This window comes from Dickeya undicola (genome assembly GCF_000784735.1).
Lineage (GTDB): Bacteria > Pseudomonadota > Gammaproteobacteria > Enterobacterales > Enterobacteriaceae > Dickeya > Dickeya undicola.
Genome location: NZ_JSYG01000022.1, coordinates 35,377 through 50,694, shown reverse-complemented (window position 1 = coordinate 50,694; position 15,318 = coordinate 35,377). Strand labels below are relative to the sequence as shown.

Annotated in this window: 13 protein-coding genes, 4 tRNA genes and 2 other RNA genes; 10 read left to right on the top strand and 9 right to left on the bottom strand. The window is 54.9% G+C overall.

The window, feature by feature from the left end; all coding sequences use genetic code 11:
- Positions 1-51 precede the first annotated feature (51 nt).
- The 7 genes from OB87_RS11310 (at position 52) to OB87_RS11290 (ending at position 1,552) form a co-directional block, all read left to right on the top strand.
- Positions 52-127, top strand: a tRNA-Val gene (locus OB87_RS11310).
- Between the two features lie 44 nt (positions 128-171).
- Positions 172-247 (top strand) — tRNA-Val (locus tag OB87_RS11305).
- Between the two features lie 43 nt (positions 248-290).
- Positions 291-366: transfer RNA gene (locus OB87_RS11300), tRNA-Val, on the top strand.
- 7 nt (positions 367-373) lie between these two features.
- Positions 374-449 (top strand) — tRNA-Lys (locus tag OB87_RS11295).
- Positions 450-495: 46 nt separating this feature from the next.
- Positions 496-620: non-coding RNA, RtT sRNA (locus OB87_RS19470), on the top strand.
- 46 nt (positions 621-666) lie between these two features.
- A non-coding RNA gene (locus OB87_RS19860) (RtT sRNA) lies at positions 667-791 on the top strand.
- 326 nt (positions 792-1,117) lie between these two features.
- Positions 1,118-1,552 (top strand): DoxX family protein, encoded by a 435-nt coding sequence (locus tag OB87_RS11290; RefSeq protein WP_033569540.1) that lies wholly within the window; start codon positions 1,118-1,120, stop codon positions 1,550-1,552.
- 48 nt (positions 1,553-1,600) lie between these two features.
- Here the strand turns inward: OB87_RS11290 and OB87_RS11285 are convergent, their stop codons facing one another.
- The 7 genes from OB87_RS11285 to dgt all read right to left on the bottom strand — a co-directional run bounded on the left by OB87_RS11285 (position 1,601) and on the right by dgt (position 10,142).
- Positions 1,601-2,593, bottom strand: coding sequence for a sulfate/molybdate ABC transporter ATP-binding protein (locus tag OB87_RS11285; protein WP_033569539.1), 993 nt, complete (start codon positions 2,591-2,593; stop codon positions 1,601-1,603).
- Positions 2,583-3,467, bottom strand: coding sequence for a sulfate ABC transporter permease subunit CysW (cysW, locus tag OB87_RS11280; protein WP_081977385.1), 885 nt, complete (start codon positions 3,465-3,467; stop codon positions 2,583-2,585). The genes OB87_RS11285 and cysW overlap by 11 nt, the downstream gene beginning before the upstream one ends.
- 9 nt (positions 3,468-3,476) lie before the next feature.
- A complete protein-coding gene (gene cysT, locus OB87_RS11275) occupies positions 3,477-4,289 on the bottom strand; it encodes a sulfate ABC transporter permease subunit CysT (RefSeq protein ID WP_033569537.1) in 813 nt (270 codons plus the stop codon).
- A 97-nt stretch (positions 4,290-4,386) separates the two neighbouring features.
- On the bottom strand, positions 4,387-5,397 hold the full coding sequence (locus OB87_RS11270; protein ID WP_033569536.1) for a sulfate ABC transporter substrate-binding protein: 1,011 nt from the start codon (positions 5,395-5,397) through the stop codon (positions 4,387-4,389).
- Between the two features lie 286 nt (positions 5,398-5,683).
- Positions 5,684-6,841 carry a CdaR family transcriptional regulator gene (locus tag OB87_RS11265; protein ID WP_033569664.1) on the bottom strand — a complete coding sequence of 386 codons (1,158 nt, stop codon included), beginning with the start codon at positions 6,839-6,841 and terminating at the stop codon, positions 5,684-5,686.
- A gap of 173 nt (positions 6,842-7,014) precedes the next feature.
- Positions 7,015-8,466, bottom strand: a complete 1,452-nt coding sequence (degP, locus tag OB87_RS11260; RefSeq protein ID WP_033569535.1) for a serine endoprotease DegP — start codon at positions 8,464-8,466, stop codon at positions 7,015-7,017.
- A gap of 158 nt (positions 8,467-8,624) precedes the next feature.
- Entirely contained in the window at positions 8,625-10,142 is a 1,518-nt protein-coding gene (dgt, locus tag OB87_RS11255) for a dGTPase (RefSeq protein WP_033569534.1), read from the bottom strand.
- Positions 10,143-10,330: 188 nt separating this feature from the next.
- Between dgt and mtnN the strand changes: the two genes are divergently transcribed.
- Both mtnN and btuF read left to right on the top strand, forming a co-directional pair.
- On the top strand, positions 10,331-11,032 hold the full coding sequence (gene mtnN / locus OB87_RS11250; protein WP_033569533.1) for a 5'-methylthioadenosine/S-adenosylhomocysteine nucleosidase: 702 nt from the start codon (positions 10,331-10,333) through the stop codon (positions 11,030-11,032).
- A gap of 50 nt (positions 11,033-11,082) precedes the next feature.
- Complete coding sequence (btuF, locus tag OB87_RS11245; RefSeq protein WP_395856784.1) at positions 11,083-11,901, top strand: vitamin B12 ABC transporter substrate-binding protein BtuF; 819 nt, start codon at positions 11,083-11,085, stop codon at positions 11,899-11,901.
- Positions 11,902-11,991: 90 nt separating this feature from the next.
- On the opposite strand, the gene erpA is transcribed toward btuF, so the two are convergent.
- Together erpA and clcA are read right to left on the bottom strand one after the other, a co-directional pair.
- Positions 11,992-12,336 carry an iron-sulfur cluster insertion protein ErpA gene (gene erpA / locus OB87_RS11240; protein ID WP_033569532.1) on the bottom strand — a complete coding sequence of 115 codons (345 nt, stop codon included), beginning with the start codon at positions 12,334-12,336 and terminating at the stop codon, positions 11,992-11,994.
- A gap of 80 nt (positions 12,337-12,416) precedes the next feature.
- Entirely contained in the window at positions 12,417-13,814 is a 1,398-nt protein-coding gene (gene clcA / locus OB87_RS11235) for a H(+)/Cl(-) exchange transporter ClcA (RefSeq protein WP_033569531.1), read from the bottom strand.
- A 179-nt stretch (positions 13,815-13,993) separates the two neighbouring features.
- Here clcA and hemL point away from each other — a divergent pair, with 179 nt between their 5' ends.
- The gene (hemL, locus tag OB87_RS11230; protein WP_033569530.1) at positions 13,994-15,274 is read left to right on the top strand and encodes a glutamate-1-semialdehyde 2,1-aminomutase; all 1,281 of its coding nucleotides are present in this window, start codon (positions 13,994-13,996) and stop codon (positions 15,272-15,274) included.
- The last annotated feature ends 44 nt before the right edge of the window (positions 15,275-15,318 follow it).

Genomic DNA, 15,318 nt, shown 5'->3' with positions numbered 1-15,318 from the left:
AAAGCGTTGACTCATATTCAAGTATCCCTATAATGCGACTCCACACAGCGGGGGTGATTAGCTCAGCTGGGAGAGCACCTCCCTTACAAGGAGGGGGTCGGCGGTTCGATCCCGTCATCACCCACCACTCTTTAGAGTGCCGCGCTGTGTAAAGTAAGAAGAATTGAGATTGGGTGATTAGCTCAGCTGGGAGAGCACCTCCCTTACAAGGAGGGGGTCGGCGGTTCGATCCCGTCATCACCCACCAATCTCATACCAGCTGTCTTCTTACTGTAATGAAGTACAGAAGTGGGTGATTAGCTCAGCTGGGAGAGCACCTCCCTTACAAGGAGGGGGTCGGCGGTTCGATCCCGTCATCACCCACCACTTCTGCGGGTCGTTAGCTCAGTCGGTAGAGCAGTTGACTTTTAATCAATTGGTCGCAGGTTCGAATCCTGCACGACCCACCACCGCTAAATGTATCACCTTCTCCACTTGTTCACGCTAATGCCTCACACGCACACGATGTTGTGCAGGTGAGAACCTGCATTCAGGTTCGAGTCGAGCGGAGCGAGACAACAGCGCATCGCGCTGGCCCGAAGGGCGAGGCCACAGGCCGAGTCATCCTGCACGACCCACCACCGCTAAATGTATTACCTTCCCCACTTGTTCACGCTAATGCCTCACACGTGCACGATGTTGTGCAGGTGAGAACCTGCATTCAGGTTCGAGTCGATCGGAGCGAGACAACAGCGCATCGCGCTGGCCCGAAGGGCGAGGCCACAGGCCGAGTCATCCTGCACGACCCACCAATTACCTCGCCTAGTTTGGTCATATCCTCAAGAATCATGAAAACCGTGTATGCTACCGCACAAGGTAACTCCTGGTTCTCGCGTTGTTTTTCTTTTAATTTCTGTTCCAATCGCCTTCAGATTGTCCTCTCGCTACGAATAGCACGCTTTAGCGCTCCCTGCATTCAAATATCCACCAGTTCACGTCCGCTTTTGCCAACGTTAAAAAAACCGCCTACATCACGCAAAATTTTTGATAAGGAACGTCAAATGTATTGGTTTTTTATTCCAAGGCCAAAAGACGACACTAGCATCGTAATAAAACGCATTCTTATAAGGGTAAGACGATGATAGCTAAAGCCAATAAACTCTTTACCGGTTTAACCAACCATCCGGACGGCGGCAAACTGTTGCTGCGTTTGACCGTCGGTATTCTGCTGTTGTTTCATGGCGTCGCCAAAATCGAAAACGGCGTGGGTTGGATCGCCGGTATGCTGGCGCAACACGGCCTGCCTGGCTTTATCGCCTACGGTGCCTACATTGGCGAAGTTATCGCCCCAGTCCTGATTGTTTTGGGCGTGTTGACCCGTATTTCTGCGGCTGTGGTAGCGTTTAACCTGCTGGTCGCAACATTGCTGGTCACCATGGGCAAATTATTCACCATCACCAATGTGGGCGCATGGGGGCTGGAAGGCGAAGCATTCTATTTCCTGTGCAGTCTGGTGATTATGCTGATGGGTAGCGGCCGCTACTCCGTAGTCTCTAATGAAGACTACCGTTAATCTCCAGATGCTCTTGGAAAAAACGCCCTTGCGGGCGTTTTTTTATGGTCAGATTTCCCAGTCGTGGTTATAACGCTTCGGTTTGAACTGCACGACATCACCGCGGTGCAACCCAGCCAGCACCTCGTCATCATGCGCGACTTCTGCTTCGATCAATTCATTGTTGCCGTCAACCTTCAGCACCAACCGCGTCAGTGCGCCCAGCGGACGGATGTCCTTGACCTCCACTGGCTGAAAGTCGGCCTGCGTCTGTTTCGACAATGCCACCTCATGCGGACGGAACTGAATCGTCTGATCATTGCCAGCCAGTTTCAATCGGTTGCTGTCACCCAGGAAGTTATAGACAAATTCGGTCGCCGGGCGGTTATACACCTCATCAGGCGTGCCAATCTGCTCAATAACGCCTTTGTTCATCAACACGATGCGGTCTGCCACTTCCATCGCTTCCTCCTGATCATGGGTGACAAACACCGATGTCAGGTTAATTTCTTCATGCAGACGTGACAGCCAACGGCGCAGCTCTTTACGCACTTTGGCATCCAACGCGCCAAATGGCTCGTCCAGCAACAAGATACGCGGCTCAACAATCAACGCTCGCGCCAGAGCGATACGCTGGCGCTGACCGCCGGATAACTGTTCCGGGTAACGATCCGCCAGCCATTCCAGTTGCACCATATTTAACAGCTCGCGCACCTTGCTTTCGATATCCCGCTTTGACGGCCGTATCGCTTTCGGTTTCATACGCAGCCCAAATGCCACGTTATCGAACACCGTCATATGCCGGAACAGCGCATAGTGCTGGAAAACAAAGCCGACATGACGATCGCGCACATCGTGCCCCGACACATCCTCACCGTGGAACACAATACTGCCGCTATCCGGTGTTTCCAGGCCAGCAATAATGCGCAACAGCGTGGTTTTGCCACAACCGGACGGCCCCAACAGCGCCACCAGTTCACCACTCTGGATCGATAAATTGATCTGATGGAGAGCCCGGAACTGACCAAACTGTTTGTTAACGTTGTGAACCTCAATGCTCATTTCCGGTCAGCTCCTGTTGTTTCTCTTGTTGTGTCGACAAATGCGTTTCGCTCCACTGGCGCAGCAACAGTACTACCAGTGACATCACCAGCAGCAGAATGGCCACACTGAACGCAGCAACAATGTTGTATTCGTTATAAAGAATCTCGATATGCAGCGGCAAGGTATTGGTCAAGCCGCGAATATGACCAGACACCACCGACACAGCACCAAACTCGCCCATCGCGCGGGCGGTACACAGCACCACACCGTAAATCAGTGCCCATTTCACATTCGGCAATGTGATGTGCCAGAACATCTGCCAGCCGTTCGCACCCAGCAGTCTGGCGGCCTCTTCTTCCTGACTGCCTTGTTGCTCCATCAGCGGAATCAGCTCACGCGCCACATAAGGCAAAGTGACAAACATGGTCGCCAGCACGATGCCGGGCACGGCATAGACGATTTGCAAATTATGCTCGGTCAGGAACGGATACAGCTTGCTCTGGGCACCAAATAACAGCACATACATCAGGCCAGTTACCACCGGCGACACTGAAAACGGCAAGTCCAGCAGTGCCAGTAGTAGCGATTTGCCGCGGAATTCGAACTTGGTCACGCACCAGGCAATCGTCAGCCCGAACACCATATTCAACGGCACTGAAATGACTGTCGCCAGCAGCGTCAGCTTGAGCGCAGACACCGCATCCGGTTCGGTGATCGCATTCCAGAACGCGCCGATACCGTTATGCAATCCCTGGGTCACCACCATGATCAGCGGCAATACCAGAATCAATAAAAACACCACCCACGCCAGCGTAGTCAGCACATAAAAAGCGACGGGACGAGTGACGCAGGACGGGCGCACCGTCACAGGCGCAGAAATACTGTGATCCATGCTCATCCTTTATAACTTCGGTTGAATGCGCCGTTGCAGCAAATTAATCAGCAACAGCATGATGAAAGAGACAACCAGCATAAACGCACCGATACCGGTTGCCCCCTTGTAATCGTACTGGTCCAGTTTGGAAACAATCAGCAGCGGCAGGATTTCCGTCTTGAACGGGATGTTACCGGCAATAAATACTACCGAGCCATATTCCCCCACGCCGCGAGCGAACGCCAACGCAAAACCGGTAAGCCAGGCAGGTAAAATAGCGGGCAGCAGAACATGGAGGAAGGTCTGCCACGGGCTGGCCCCCAGACAGGCGGAAGCCTCTTCCACCTCTTTGGGAATATCCGCCAACACCGGCTGTAGCGTGCGCACCACAAAGGGGAGCGTGACAAAAATCAGCGCCAGCGTGATACCTATCCCCGTGTAGGCGATGCGGAAAGGAAAAAGTGAACCAATCAGCCCATTCGGCGCATACAGCGATGTGAGCGCAATCCCCGCGACGGCGGTAGGCAAGGCAAATGGCATATCGATCATCGCATCGATAATCTTCCGGCCGGGAAAGGTGTAGCGCACCAGCACCCAGGCCAGCAATGTCCCCAGAATACCGTTGACGAATGCCGCCGTCAGTGCTGAACCAAAGGATAACCGTAAGGAAAACAATACCTGACGACTGGTGATCAATTCCCAGAATTGGGTCAACGTCAGCTGACTGGCGTACAAAAATAGGGTTGCCAGCGGAATCAGGACAAGCAGCCCCAGATAAGTAAGGCTAAAGCCCAAAGTCAGGCCAAAACCGGGCATTACCGGTGAAATACGTCGCGACATAACAAGCCTTTCAATGATGAAACACGAATTACCGACTCAGACAACCCACGTGGCAAAACCGCCCTGATGGAGGCGGTTTTCACGCTCAACAAATAACTTATTTATTAATCTGCTTGAAAATAGCGTCGAACACTCCGCCATCATCAAAGAATTTAGGCTGTACATTTTTCCAACCACCAAACTCTTCATCGATCGTCACCAGTTTTACCGGTGCAAACTGAGATTTAAATTCTTCAGCGATTTTGGCGTTGCGCGGACGATAGAAGTTTTGCGCGATGATACGCTGCCCTTCATCGCTATAAAGGTAGTTCAAATAGGCTTCCGCTTGTTTACGTGTTCCCTTGCGATCCACCACTTTATCAACCACCGCTACCGGCGGTTCCGCCAGAATGGACAGAGATGGTGTGACAATTTCCAACTGGTCGCCACCCTGCTCTTTCAGCGACAGATACGCCTCATTTTCCCAGGCAATCAACACATCACCCAGTTGGCGCTGAACAAAACTGATGGTTGCACCACGCGCGCCAGTATCCAGCACAGGTGCATGTTTGTAGAGTTCGGTGACGAATTTCTGCGCGCTTTCATCCGTTCCGCCCGGCAGATGCTTGGCATAAGCCCAGGCCGCCAGGAAGTTCCAACGAGCACCACCGGACGTTTTCGGGTTCGGCGTGATGACCTGTACGTCAGGTTTAATCAGGTCATCCCAGTCTTTGATATGTTTCGGGTTACCTTTTCGCACCAGAAACACAATGGTGGAGGTATAAGGCGTACTGTTATCCGGCAGGCGCGCCTGCCATTTAGGGTCAATCAGCGGTTGATTGAGATTAAGTGCATCGATATCCCCCGCCAGCGCCAGTGTCACAACATCCGCCTGCAGCCCGTCGATCACAGAACGCGCTTGCTTACCTGAGCCACCGTGGGAGTTTTTAACCGAAATCGTTTCGCCGGTAGTCTCTTTCCAGTGTTTGATAAACGCCGCGTTATATTGCTGATAAAATTCGCGGGTTGGGTCATAAGAGACATTCAGCAACTCCGTGGCAGCCGAAGCCATACCCGAAAATAACAACGCGGCAGTAGCCAGCGACCATCCCAAACGACGCATTGACATTATTATTACTCCCCTCAAAGTCTGTCCGTTGCCTGCGCTAACGATCAAAATAGCCCCAGAATCCGGTGGACTATCATCAGACAACCAGAACAGCGGCTAAACGATATAACTGTATCTGGTTTTATCTATGGAAGGGACAATAGTGGATAAGGAAGGAGGGAAAAAATACTGTTTCGAGATAATTTATGCTCTCGGGTTATATTATTCACGGCTTAACAGCGTATTTGAATCTAAGGTAAGCAGCAGGCTTACAACCTACTGCTTAGCACGCCCTCAGAGAGGTGAATTACTGCTCTTCATCCAGTTGCAGTGCAACATACAGTAGCAGCCTGTCGTCAAAGTTGCCCAAATCAAGCCCGGTCAATTCGGATATGCGGTTTAACCGGTACTCCAACGTATTACGATGGACAAACAGCGCTTTAGCGGTCGCTCCCGGCTGCACGTTGTTACGAAACCAGGCGTTGAGGGTACGACGCAGCAAACCATTGCTGTCCATCGCCTTCAATCTGGCCAGCGGGCGCACCAGTTCGTTGGCCTGCCAGCCGCCACGCAGGCTATCAAGCAGCACCGGCAGCATCAGGTCCTGATAGAAGTAACTGCGCTGCGCTGGCATTCGCTGCTTACCGACACTCATGGTGGTTCGGGCAGTACGATAGGAACGCGCGATACTGCCGGGACCGGTGAAATAGTTGCCCAGCGCCACCCGTACCCGTAACCGGCTGCTCTCCTCCATACGCGACAACAGCGTGTCGACGCGGCGGCGATGCTCTTCCGCATCCCAACGGCCGTGGTTATTCAGCGCCGGTTTCAGCACCACCATCTCCGTCAGCGAAACAATCGCAATCAGATTGTTGCGCTCCGGTGTGGTCAGCAACGTCTGCAATTGCTGTAATTCGGCCATCGCGCTGTCCACGCCTAGCTGCCCGCTATCCACTTCCACCACCGCCGCTACTCGCGGCTGATTGAGGTCAATGCCGAGGCGCTGCGCCCATTCCATCAGCGCCGGTGATAGATCATCAGTACGGATCAGATTCAGCACCAATTCTTCCCGCAAACGGCTGTCCTGCGCCAGCATGTGCAGCAATCGCGCCTGCTCCAGCATCATCTCAGCCGTCATGCATACCAGCTCACCGTACTGGCGCAACTGACCGGGATTGCCAGTCAGGCCAATCACGCCGACGATTTCACCGTCGATTTTCAGCGGCAAGTTGATGCCAGGCCGGACACCGTGTAAATGCCGCGCTACCGCGTCATCAATATCCACCACCCGTCCTTGCGACAGTACCAGTAATGCACCTTCATGCAATTCCCCAATACGCTCCCGATCGCCACTGCCGACAATCCGCCCGCGCGCATCCATTACATTGATATTACTATCAATAATTTTCATGGTGCGTGCGACAATTTCCTGTGCCAGCTTGTTATTCAGGTGGTATGACGCCATATCAACCTCGATGGATAGAGACAACCGCACCAGCATAGCGTCAGGTATCGCGTCATACATTGTGCAAATGAACAAAAACCGGGGGATCACACAGAATCTGTGGAAGAACTCACAAAACAGGCGGGAAATAGCATGACCGGATGTCGACGCGTCCGGTCATGCCCATGGTCAGGTTATTGAATTAACAGGTAGAGATCGCTGTTGCCACGTCGAATGTTCAGCGCCAGCACAGGTGGCTTGCTGTCGATAATCTTGCGCAGCTCACCGATATTTTCTACCGGTTGTTGGTTCACACCAAGGATCACATCATCAGGTTTCAGGCCTATCTTCGCTGCGGCAGAATTCGGTTTCACCTTCTCAACCTTCACGCCTTTCTGACCGTTGACCTGGGTATTGCTCAACTCAGCCCCTTCGATCGCAGAATTCAGGTTGCCGGACGCCACCTGCGATTGTGTACTTTGTTGCAGGGTCACCTCTACCGTTACCGGTTTCCCTTCACGAATCAGCCCCAGTGTCAGCTTACTGCCCACGGGTAATGAACCAATCTGAGCGCGTAATGCGGAGAAGCTACTGATAGCTTTACCGTTCATCGATACGACGACATCCCCAGCCTTGATGCCCGCTTTGGCGGCGGCGGAGTTAGGCTGAACCTGACTGACGAAGGCCCCACGCTGAGCATCCACTTTCATGGCCTTGGCGATATCGGAATTCAGTTCTGTACCCAAAATACCCAATTCACCACGCTTCACTTCACCGTATTCGACGATCTGGCTGACCAGGTTCTTCACGATATTGCTGGGAATAGCAAAACCGATACCGATATTGCCACCACCCGGTGCGAGGATCGCGGTATTCAGGCCGATCAGTTCACCATTGAGATTAACCAAGGCACCACCGGAGTTGCCGCGGTTGATAGCGGCATCGGTCTGGATAAAGTCTTCGTAATTTTCAATATTCAGGCCGCTACGACCCAACGCAGAGATAATCCCGGAGGTTGCGGTTTCTCCCAGCCCATAAGGATTACCGATCGCCACCGCGTAATCCCCTACGCGCAGTTGATCGGAGTCCGCCATCTTAATCTCCGTCAGGTTGCGGAAATCCTTCAATTGGATCAGCGCGACGTCCGAGCGTGGGTCTTTCCCGATGACCTTGGCGTCATACTTGCGACCGTCGCTGAGGCGAACCTGAATCTTGTCGGCGTTTTCCACCACATGGTTATTCGTTACCACATACCCTTTAGCGGCATTGATGATAACCCCGGCACCCAGCGCCTGGAATGCCTGCTGCGGCGCGCTGCCGCCGTCACCATCGCCTTCGTCATCATCGCCTTCCCCCTGACACATCGGCGAAGACTGGAACGGCGACCCTTCCTGACAGAAGGGTGAGTTTTCACCGAAGAAAGGGGGTAATTGCTGCTGTGCCGCGCCGCGCGTGGCGGCAGTGTGCCCTTCAACGGAAATATTGACCACCGACGGCATCACCTTTTCCAGCATCGGTGCCAGACTGGGCAATTGAGCTCCGGATGACGACACCGACTCAGCAGCGGTAGCCGTTGCTGGCAGCGTTCCCACAGCCATCGCCAGACTCAATGCCAGCGCGCTCAGCATCAATGATTTTCTTTTCATAGCGATATGTCTCACATTCAGTTAACGTGCAAACGCTGACGGCTACATTCAGCGGTCAGACGGTATGAAATCACTATGCGCAACAGCGTACGTTCTGTGCAAGATTTTGAAGAGTAAGGAAATATTGTCCGTATTTACAAAACTCCTCTCCCTTCGAATCAGTCCACCGCCATCAACCGCCGATATTCATCGTAAGCGTACAGGTCGGTCATCCCGCTGATGTAATCGAGAATCAATCGGGCGCGGTAGTAATACTCCCACACCTCCTGTTCAGCGTCGGCTAATGCCGTCAGGGCGCTAGTCGCCTCGCGGTAGGCATGGCAATGCTTACTGGAAAGCTTGTGGTACAACCGGGTTTCGATCGGATAGCGCTTGTGGGTATCGTTATCCACCAACTGGCAAAAATCGCGGTACGGCATATTCAACAGTGGACTGTAGATCTCCAGCAAACCGCTGATGATGCGATCGCCCTGCAACTCCAGTTGTTCAACTTCATGGTGATTAAACACGAACTTTCTGGCGACTTCTTTAAAGATCTTTAATAACCGCCCGTAGTCGTCCTTGTCTTCTTCCAGCAATGAGTGGTTGAAGCTGCCGTCATAGATCGTTGGCAAATGCTCGATAAAACGTCGCGTCACATATCCCACCATGATGTTGACCGTATTCACACGCAGCTTCATGAAAAATTGGTCGCTCTCGCTGCGCCCTTGCATGTGCTGGCGCTCGATATACGCCCGTTCAATGGTACGGCTGAAAACGTCTTTCTCCGCCCGCTCACCCCAGGCATCTCCCAACCGCTCGTACAATTGCTGGTACGTCACGATCTTCTTCTCTACCGCATCTTCCAGATCGGCGATGCAATAGGAGATGTCATCCGCCGCCTCCATGATGTAGGTCAGCGGGTGCCGGTGAAATTCCCCCATTCCCAGCTCGCGGCGCAGTTGCCGGACAAACGCTTCTTCCGACAGGTAAAACCCGGCTTTCTTCATCAGGTAGTTGTAATCGTTCGGGATGGGCTGCGCCCAATAGGCGGGTTTGGTGTATTTCAAAATACAGCCGACCTGGCCATAGGTCAGATTCAGTTTGAGCAGCGAATGTACCAGGCGGATTGCTTGAGCATTGCCTTCGAAATTGCTCAGATCATGGCGGATACGGCTACGCAGCGCATTCAGTTCCACGTCGTCCTTGTCATCCAGCCGCAGACAGGCGACCAGACAGGGATCCTCACTGGCACCCGATGGCTTACCTTCCGGTGCCAACCGCTGACTGAACCAGTTGTTGATCGCCGCTTCGCCGAAATGCCCGAACGGCGGATTGCCGATGTCATGCATCAGGCAGGCCATTTCGATCAGACTTTCAAACGGCGTCTCCAGCGTTGCCAGCCCCAGCTCACCCAATTGACCACTTTTGCGCAGTTGCCCGAGGATTTCCCTGGCGATATAGCGCCCGACCTGCTGTACCTCCATTGAATGCGTCAGACGGGACCGCACCGCGGCGTTGCGCTCCAGCGGGAAAACCTGGGTTTTTTGCTGTAACCGGCGGATGGCGGCAGAGTTGATGATACGCCCGCGGTCGCTTTCAAACTCCCTTTCGATAGCGTAAGCATCCTTTTTTTCTTTCGGTTTACTAAAAGGACGCTGAAAACTGATTTTCTTCGAAAAATCGATATCAGACATACTGCTCTCCATGTAATGCCCTGATTAGGCGATGCCCCGCGCCTGAACGTTGTACCGCGGGCGTTGATGCCAACAGGCGGGGCACCAACTCAGTCATAGCACGTCCCCGGCGGGGGCACAATCGCTGCACGGCCTAAGCCGTGATAGACTAAACTTTTGTGACTTTTGACAAATCGGTGGGGAACCCTATGAAAGTTGGCATTATTGGCGCAATGGAACAAGAAGTGACGCTGTTGAGAGAACAGATCCAGAACCGCCAGACCATCCAGCGCGCGGGCTGCGAGATCTACAGCGGCCAGTTGCACGGCGTGGAGGTAGCGCTGCTAAAATCCGGCATCGGTAAAGTATCGGCCGCGCTGGGCACCACGCTGCTGCTGGAACACTGCCAGCCGGACGTGGTGATCAATACCGGTTCCGCCGGCGGTCTGGCGTCTTCACTTAAGGTGGGCGATATCGTGGTGTCCGACGAAGTGCGCTACCACGACGCCGATGTGACCGCATTTGGTTACGAATCCGGCCAGATGGCGGGTTGCCCGGCCGCGTTTACCGCCGATGAAAAACTGATCACGCTGGCGCAGAACGCTATCAGCCAGTTGCAGTTGAACGCCGTTCGCGGGCTGGTAGTCAGTGGCGATGCCTTTATCAACGGTAAAGCACCGCTGGAGCGTATCCGTCAGACCTTCCCGCAGGCAATCGCAGTGGAAATGGAAGCCACCGCTATCGGCCACGTCTGCCATCAGTTTGGCGTCCCCTTTGTGGTTGTGCGTGCCATTTCCGACGTAGCGGATCAGGAATCGCACCTCAGCTTTGACGAATTCCTGGTAACAGCCGCCAAACAATCCACCCGCATGGTGGAAACCATGCTGCTGTCACTGGCGCAACAGCGCTAATCCATCCCCAGCCGGGGTCACGGCCCCGGTAGCTTAACGAGAGACGCTTTTTGAAGCCCTGGTATTTTCACGCTTTGTGCTGCCTGGCGCTGCTGTGGCTCGCTCCTTGTCGGGCGGAGCCAGTGGCACAGCGCGTCGTCAGCCTGGCCCCTCATGCTACCGAAATGGCATTTGCCGCCGGGATGGGTGAGCGGCTGGTGGGTGTCAGCGCCTGGTCCAACTATCCGCCCGAAGCCGGGCGCATCGAGCAGGTTGCCAACTGGCAGGGCATCAATCTGGAACGCATTCTGGCGCTGAAACCGGATCTGGTGCTGGCCTGGCGAGAGGGTAACGCTCAGCGGCCGCTGGATCAACTGGCGTCATTCGGCATCCGCATCCTGTACCTCGACCCAGCCACGCTCGACGACATTCCGCGCCAGTTGGAGATGCTGGCGCAGTACAGCCCACATCCAGAACAGGCGCGGGAAGCGGCGCAGCGATTCCGCCAGCAGCAACAGACGCTGGCGCAGCAGTACGGGCATCGCACGCCGGTGCGGGTGTTCCTGCAATTCGGTAGTCAGCCGCTATTTACCTCATCGGGTGCGACGCTGCAAAGCCAGGTGATCAGCCTGTGCGGCGGCAGCAACGTCTTTGCTGACAGCACCGTACCCTGGCCGCAGGTAAGCCGTGAGCAAGTTATCCGGCGGCAACCGCAGGTCATTGTCATCAGCGGGCCGCCCGGCGCGGCGGAGCAAGTCACGGCATTCTGGCGACCACAACTGAACCCTGAGGTGATCGCAGTCAACGAGGATTGGTTCAGTCGTACCGGCCCGCGGCTGATGCTCGCCGCAGAACAATTGTGCCGACAATTCGCCGCGTGGCGACGCTGATGAACTGTTAGCCAGACATAAAAAAACCCGTGCGCCGATCAGGCCACGGGTTTTTCTTAATACACTACGCGTTCTTAATACAACGTGCCGTCAGATGCTGAAAGAGGATCCACAACCGCAGGTGGTTTTGGCGTTCGGGTTGCTCACCACAAAGCGGGAACCTTCCAGCCCTTCGGTGTAATCCACCGAGCCGCCGATAAGATATTGCAGGCTCATCGGATCAACCACCAGGGATACCCCCTGTTTCTCAATGGTCATATCACCGTCGTTAACTTTATCGTCAAAGGTGAAACCATACTGGAAGCCGCTGCAACCACCGCCAGTGATGTAAACCCGAAGTTTCAATTCCGGATTCTCTTCATCGGCAATCAGGAGTTTCACCTTGTTAGCTGCCGCATCCGTAAACTGCAGGGGCAGTGCTACATCATCGCTCATATTTTTACTCCCAATCCAGTACCGGGCGGTATTCAACAGCCCTCGTTATGGTTTTATTATCCAACAGCCCCCGACAACGTTCAAGATTTGATACCGACGTTCGACGTAACAACGGAGGCTTCCTGTTGCGCCTGACGTGCCAGCGTGCGCGCCAGAATACAGGAATAGAGCGGCTTACCGCCGAGAAACTGCGCCACCAGCGTAGCGCCGAGGCAGGTGATGATCATGGGCAAAATCAGTTGGTAGTTATCGGTCATCTCCAGCACCAGTACGATACCGGTCAACGGCGCGCGGACCGACGCGGCGAACAGCGCCCCCATGCCCGCGACGGCAAACGTACCGGCTCCCAGTTCCCAGGCCGGAAACACATGCGCACACACCATGCCGAACGCCGCGCCCAGCAACGTGCCCAGCGACAGCATCGGCGCAAAAATGCCGCCCGGCGCACCGGAGCAGAAGCAGAGCAACGTCATCCCTACCCGCGCCAGAAAAATCGTCAGCAACATCCCCACACCATAATGTTCCGCCGCCGCAATCGGGATCAGCGCAAAACCGCCGCCGGTCACATCGCTGAATGCCAGTGTCATCAGCCCGGATACCCCACCGGCGACCAGTCCAACCAGTAGGAAACGTGGCATTGAATGACTGTGGAAACGCAGGAAACGCGCCTGCGCCCCCAGCACCAACGCGTTGAACAGAACACCCACCGCGCCAAATAAAATGCCCAGCAGCAAATACAACCACAGCGTACCGACTGGCGCAGATGGCAGCCGACCGACATCGATCACCGCCTGATCGCCCTCCAGCAGGCGATAAACCACACTGGCCATGATCACGCCGATAAACACCGCTTTGATGGAAATCAGGCTGTAACGAAACTGCGGGCGCATCTCCTCGATGATGAACAGAATCCCAGCCAGTGGTGCATTAAAGGCAGCCGACAATCCCGCTGCCGCGCCGGTCGCCAGCAGCGAATGACGCATTTCCGCTTTCCGCCCTGGGAATAGGTCAGCCACCATACCGCCGATATTACCGCCCAGTTGCACCGTCGGCCCTTCCCGCCCCAACACCATGCCTGCGCCCAGCGTTCCCATACCACCAAAGAATTTCACCGGTAACACCCGCCACCAGCGTACCGGACGCAAATCCTCCAGCGCACCTTCGATTTCCGGAATGCCAGATCCGCCAGCTTCTGGCGCAAATCGCCGCACCAACCAGTAGCCGATCGCCGCCAGCAAAGCAGATATCAGGATACTCAGCGGCCATACCCAGCCGCTATCAGACAGGGACGACAGCGACGTCAGCCGCCAATGTTGCACCACATTGACCGCCTGGTTGAATCCCACGCCAACCAAACCAACCAACGTGCCGGTTAGTGCAGCCATGATCAGGATATACACCGGTGTTTTATCGCGGCGAACAAGTTGTCGAATAGCGGCACTGCGAACCGCAGCAGGTAAAAAAAAGGAAGAAGGCATGACAGCAATTATCAAGGTTAGCATGGCAAACAAGGCGACTATTCTAGTCTGATACCCACGGACTTGCCCAGCCTGAATCCCAGCTACTGCGGCCTAAAATGTGTCTGACGATTTCATAACGTGGGTCAGATCATTAGAATGGACGCCACTCGCTATGCAAATCCAATCAGGAAGCCGTAATGAATAAATCTGAAAGTCTGTATGCCGCCGCCCGTCAACTGATCCCCGGAGGCGTCAACTCGCCGGTGCGTGCATTTAATGGCGTAGGCGGTGTACCGCTGTTCATCGAACGAGCGGAAGGTGCCAGACTCTACGACGCAGACGGCAAATCCTATATCGATTATGTTGGTTCCTGGGGGCCGATGATTCTGGGCCACAACCATCCGGCCATTCGTCAGGCGGTGATCGAAGCCGCAGAGCGCGGCCTGAGCTTTGGTGCCCCCACAGAAATGGAAGTCAATATGGCCCGACTGGTCACCTCACTGGTGCCAGGCATGGAGATGGTGCGGATGGTTAATTCCGGCACCGAAGCCACCATGAGCGCCATCCGTCTGGCACGCGGTTTCACTGGTCGCGACAAAATCATCAAATTTGAAGGCTGCTATCACGGCCACGCCGACTGTCTGCTGGTGAAAGCAGGTTCCGGCGCGCTGACGCTGGGGCAACCCAATTCGCCCGGCGTACCGGCCGATTTCGCCCGCCATACCCTGACCTGTACTTACAACGATCTGGCCTCGGTGCGCGCCGCGTTCGAACAGTACCCACAGGACATCGCTGCGATTATCGTCGAACCAGTGGCAGGCAACATGAACTGCATTCCGCCGTTGCCGGATTTTCTGCCGGGGTTACGAGCACTGTGCGATGAGTTTGGCGCGCTGTTGATCATCGATGAAGTGATGACCGGCTTTCGTGTGGCGTTGGGCGGCGCACAGGCACACTACGGTGTGCGTCCAGACCTCACCTGTCTTGGCAAGATTATCGGCGGCGGGATGCCGGTGGGCGCGTTTGGCGGCCGCCGCGACGTCATGGAAGCATTGGCACCGACTGGCCCGGTATATCAGGCGGGTACGCTGTCCGGCAACCCGATTGCGATGGCTGCCGGTTTCGCCTGCCTGAACGAAGTCGCTAAACCCGGCGTCCACCAGACGCTGACCGAACTGACCACTCAACTGGCAGACGGCCTGCTGGCAGCGGCGAAAAGCCAGCAGATCCCGCTGGTGGTGAACCATGTCGGCGCGATGTTCGGGATTTTCTTTACCGATGCTGATCAGGTGACCTGCTATCAGGATGTGGTGAAGTGTGATGTAGAGCGGTTCAAACGTTTCTTCCACCTGATGCTGGAAGAAGGCGTTTATCTGGCACCGTCGGCGTTCGAAGCGGGCTTCATGTCGCTGGCGCACAGTCAGCAGGATATTGAGCACACCGTTGACGCCGCCCGTCGCTGCTTCGCCAAACTGTAAGCGTTATCTACCTGTAAACGCTATCGCCCTGTGCCGGTGGGCTG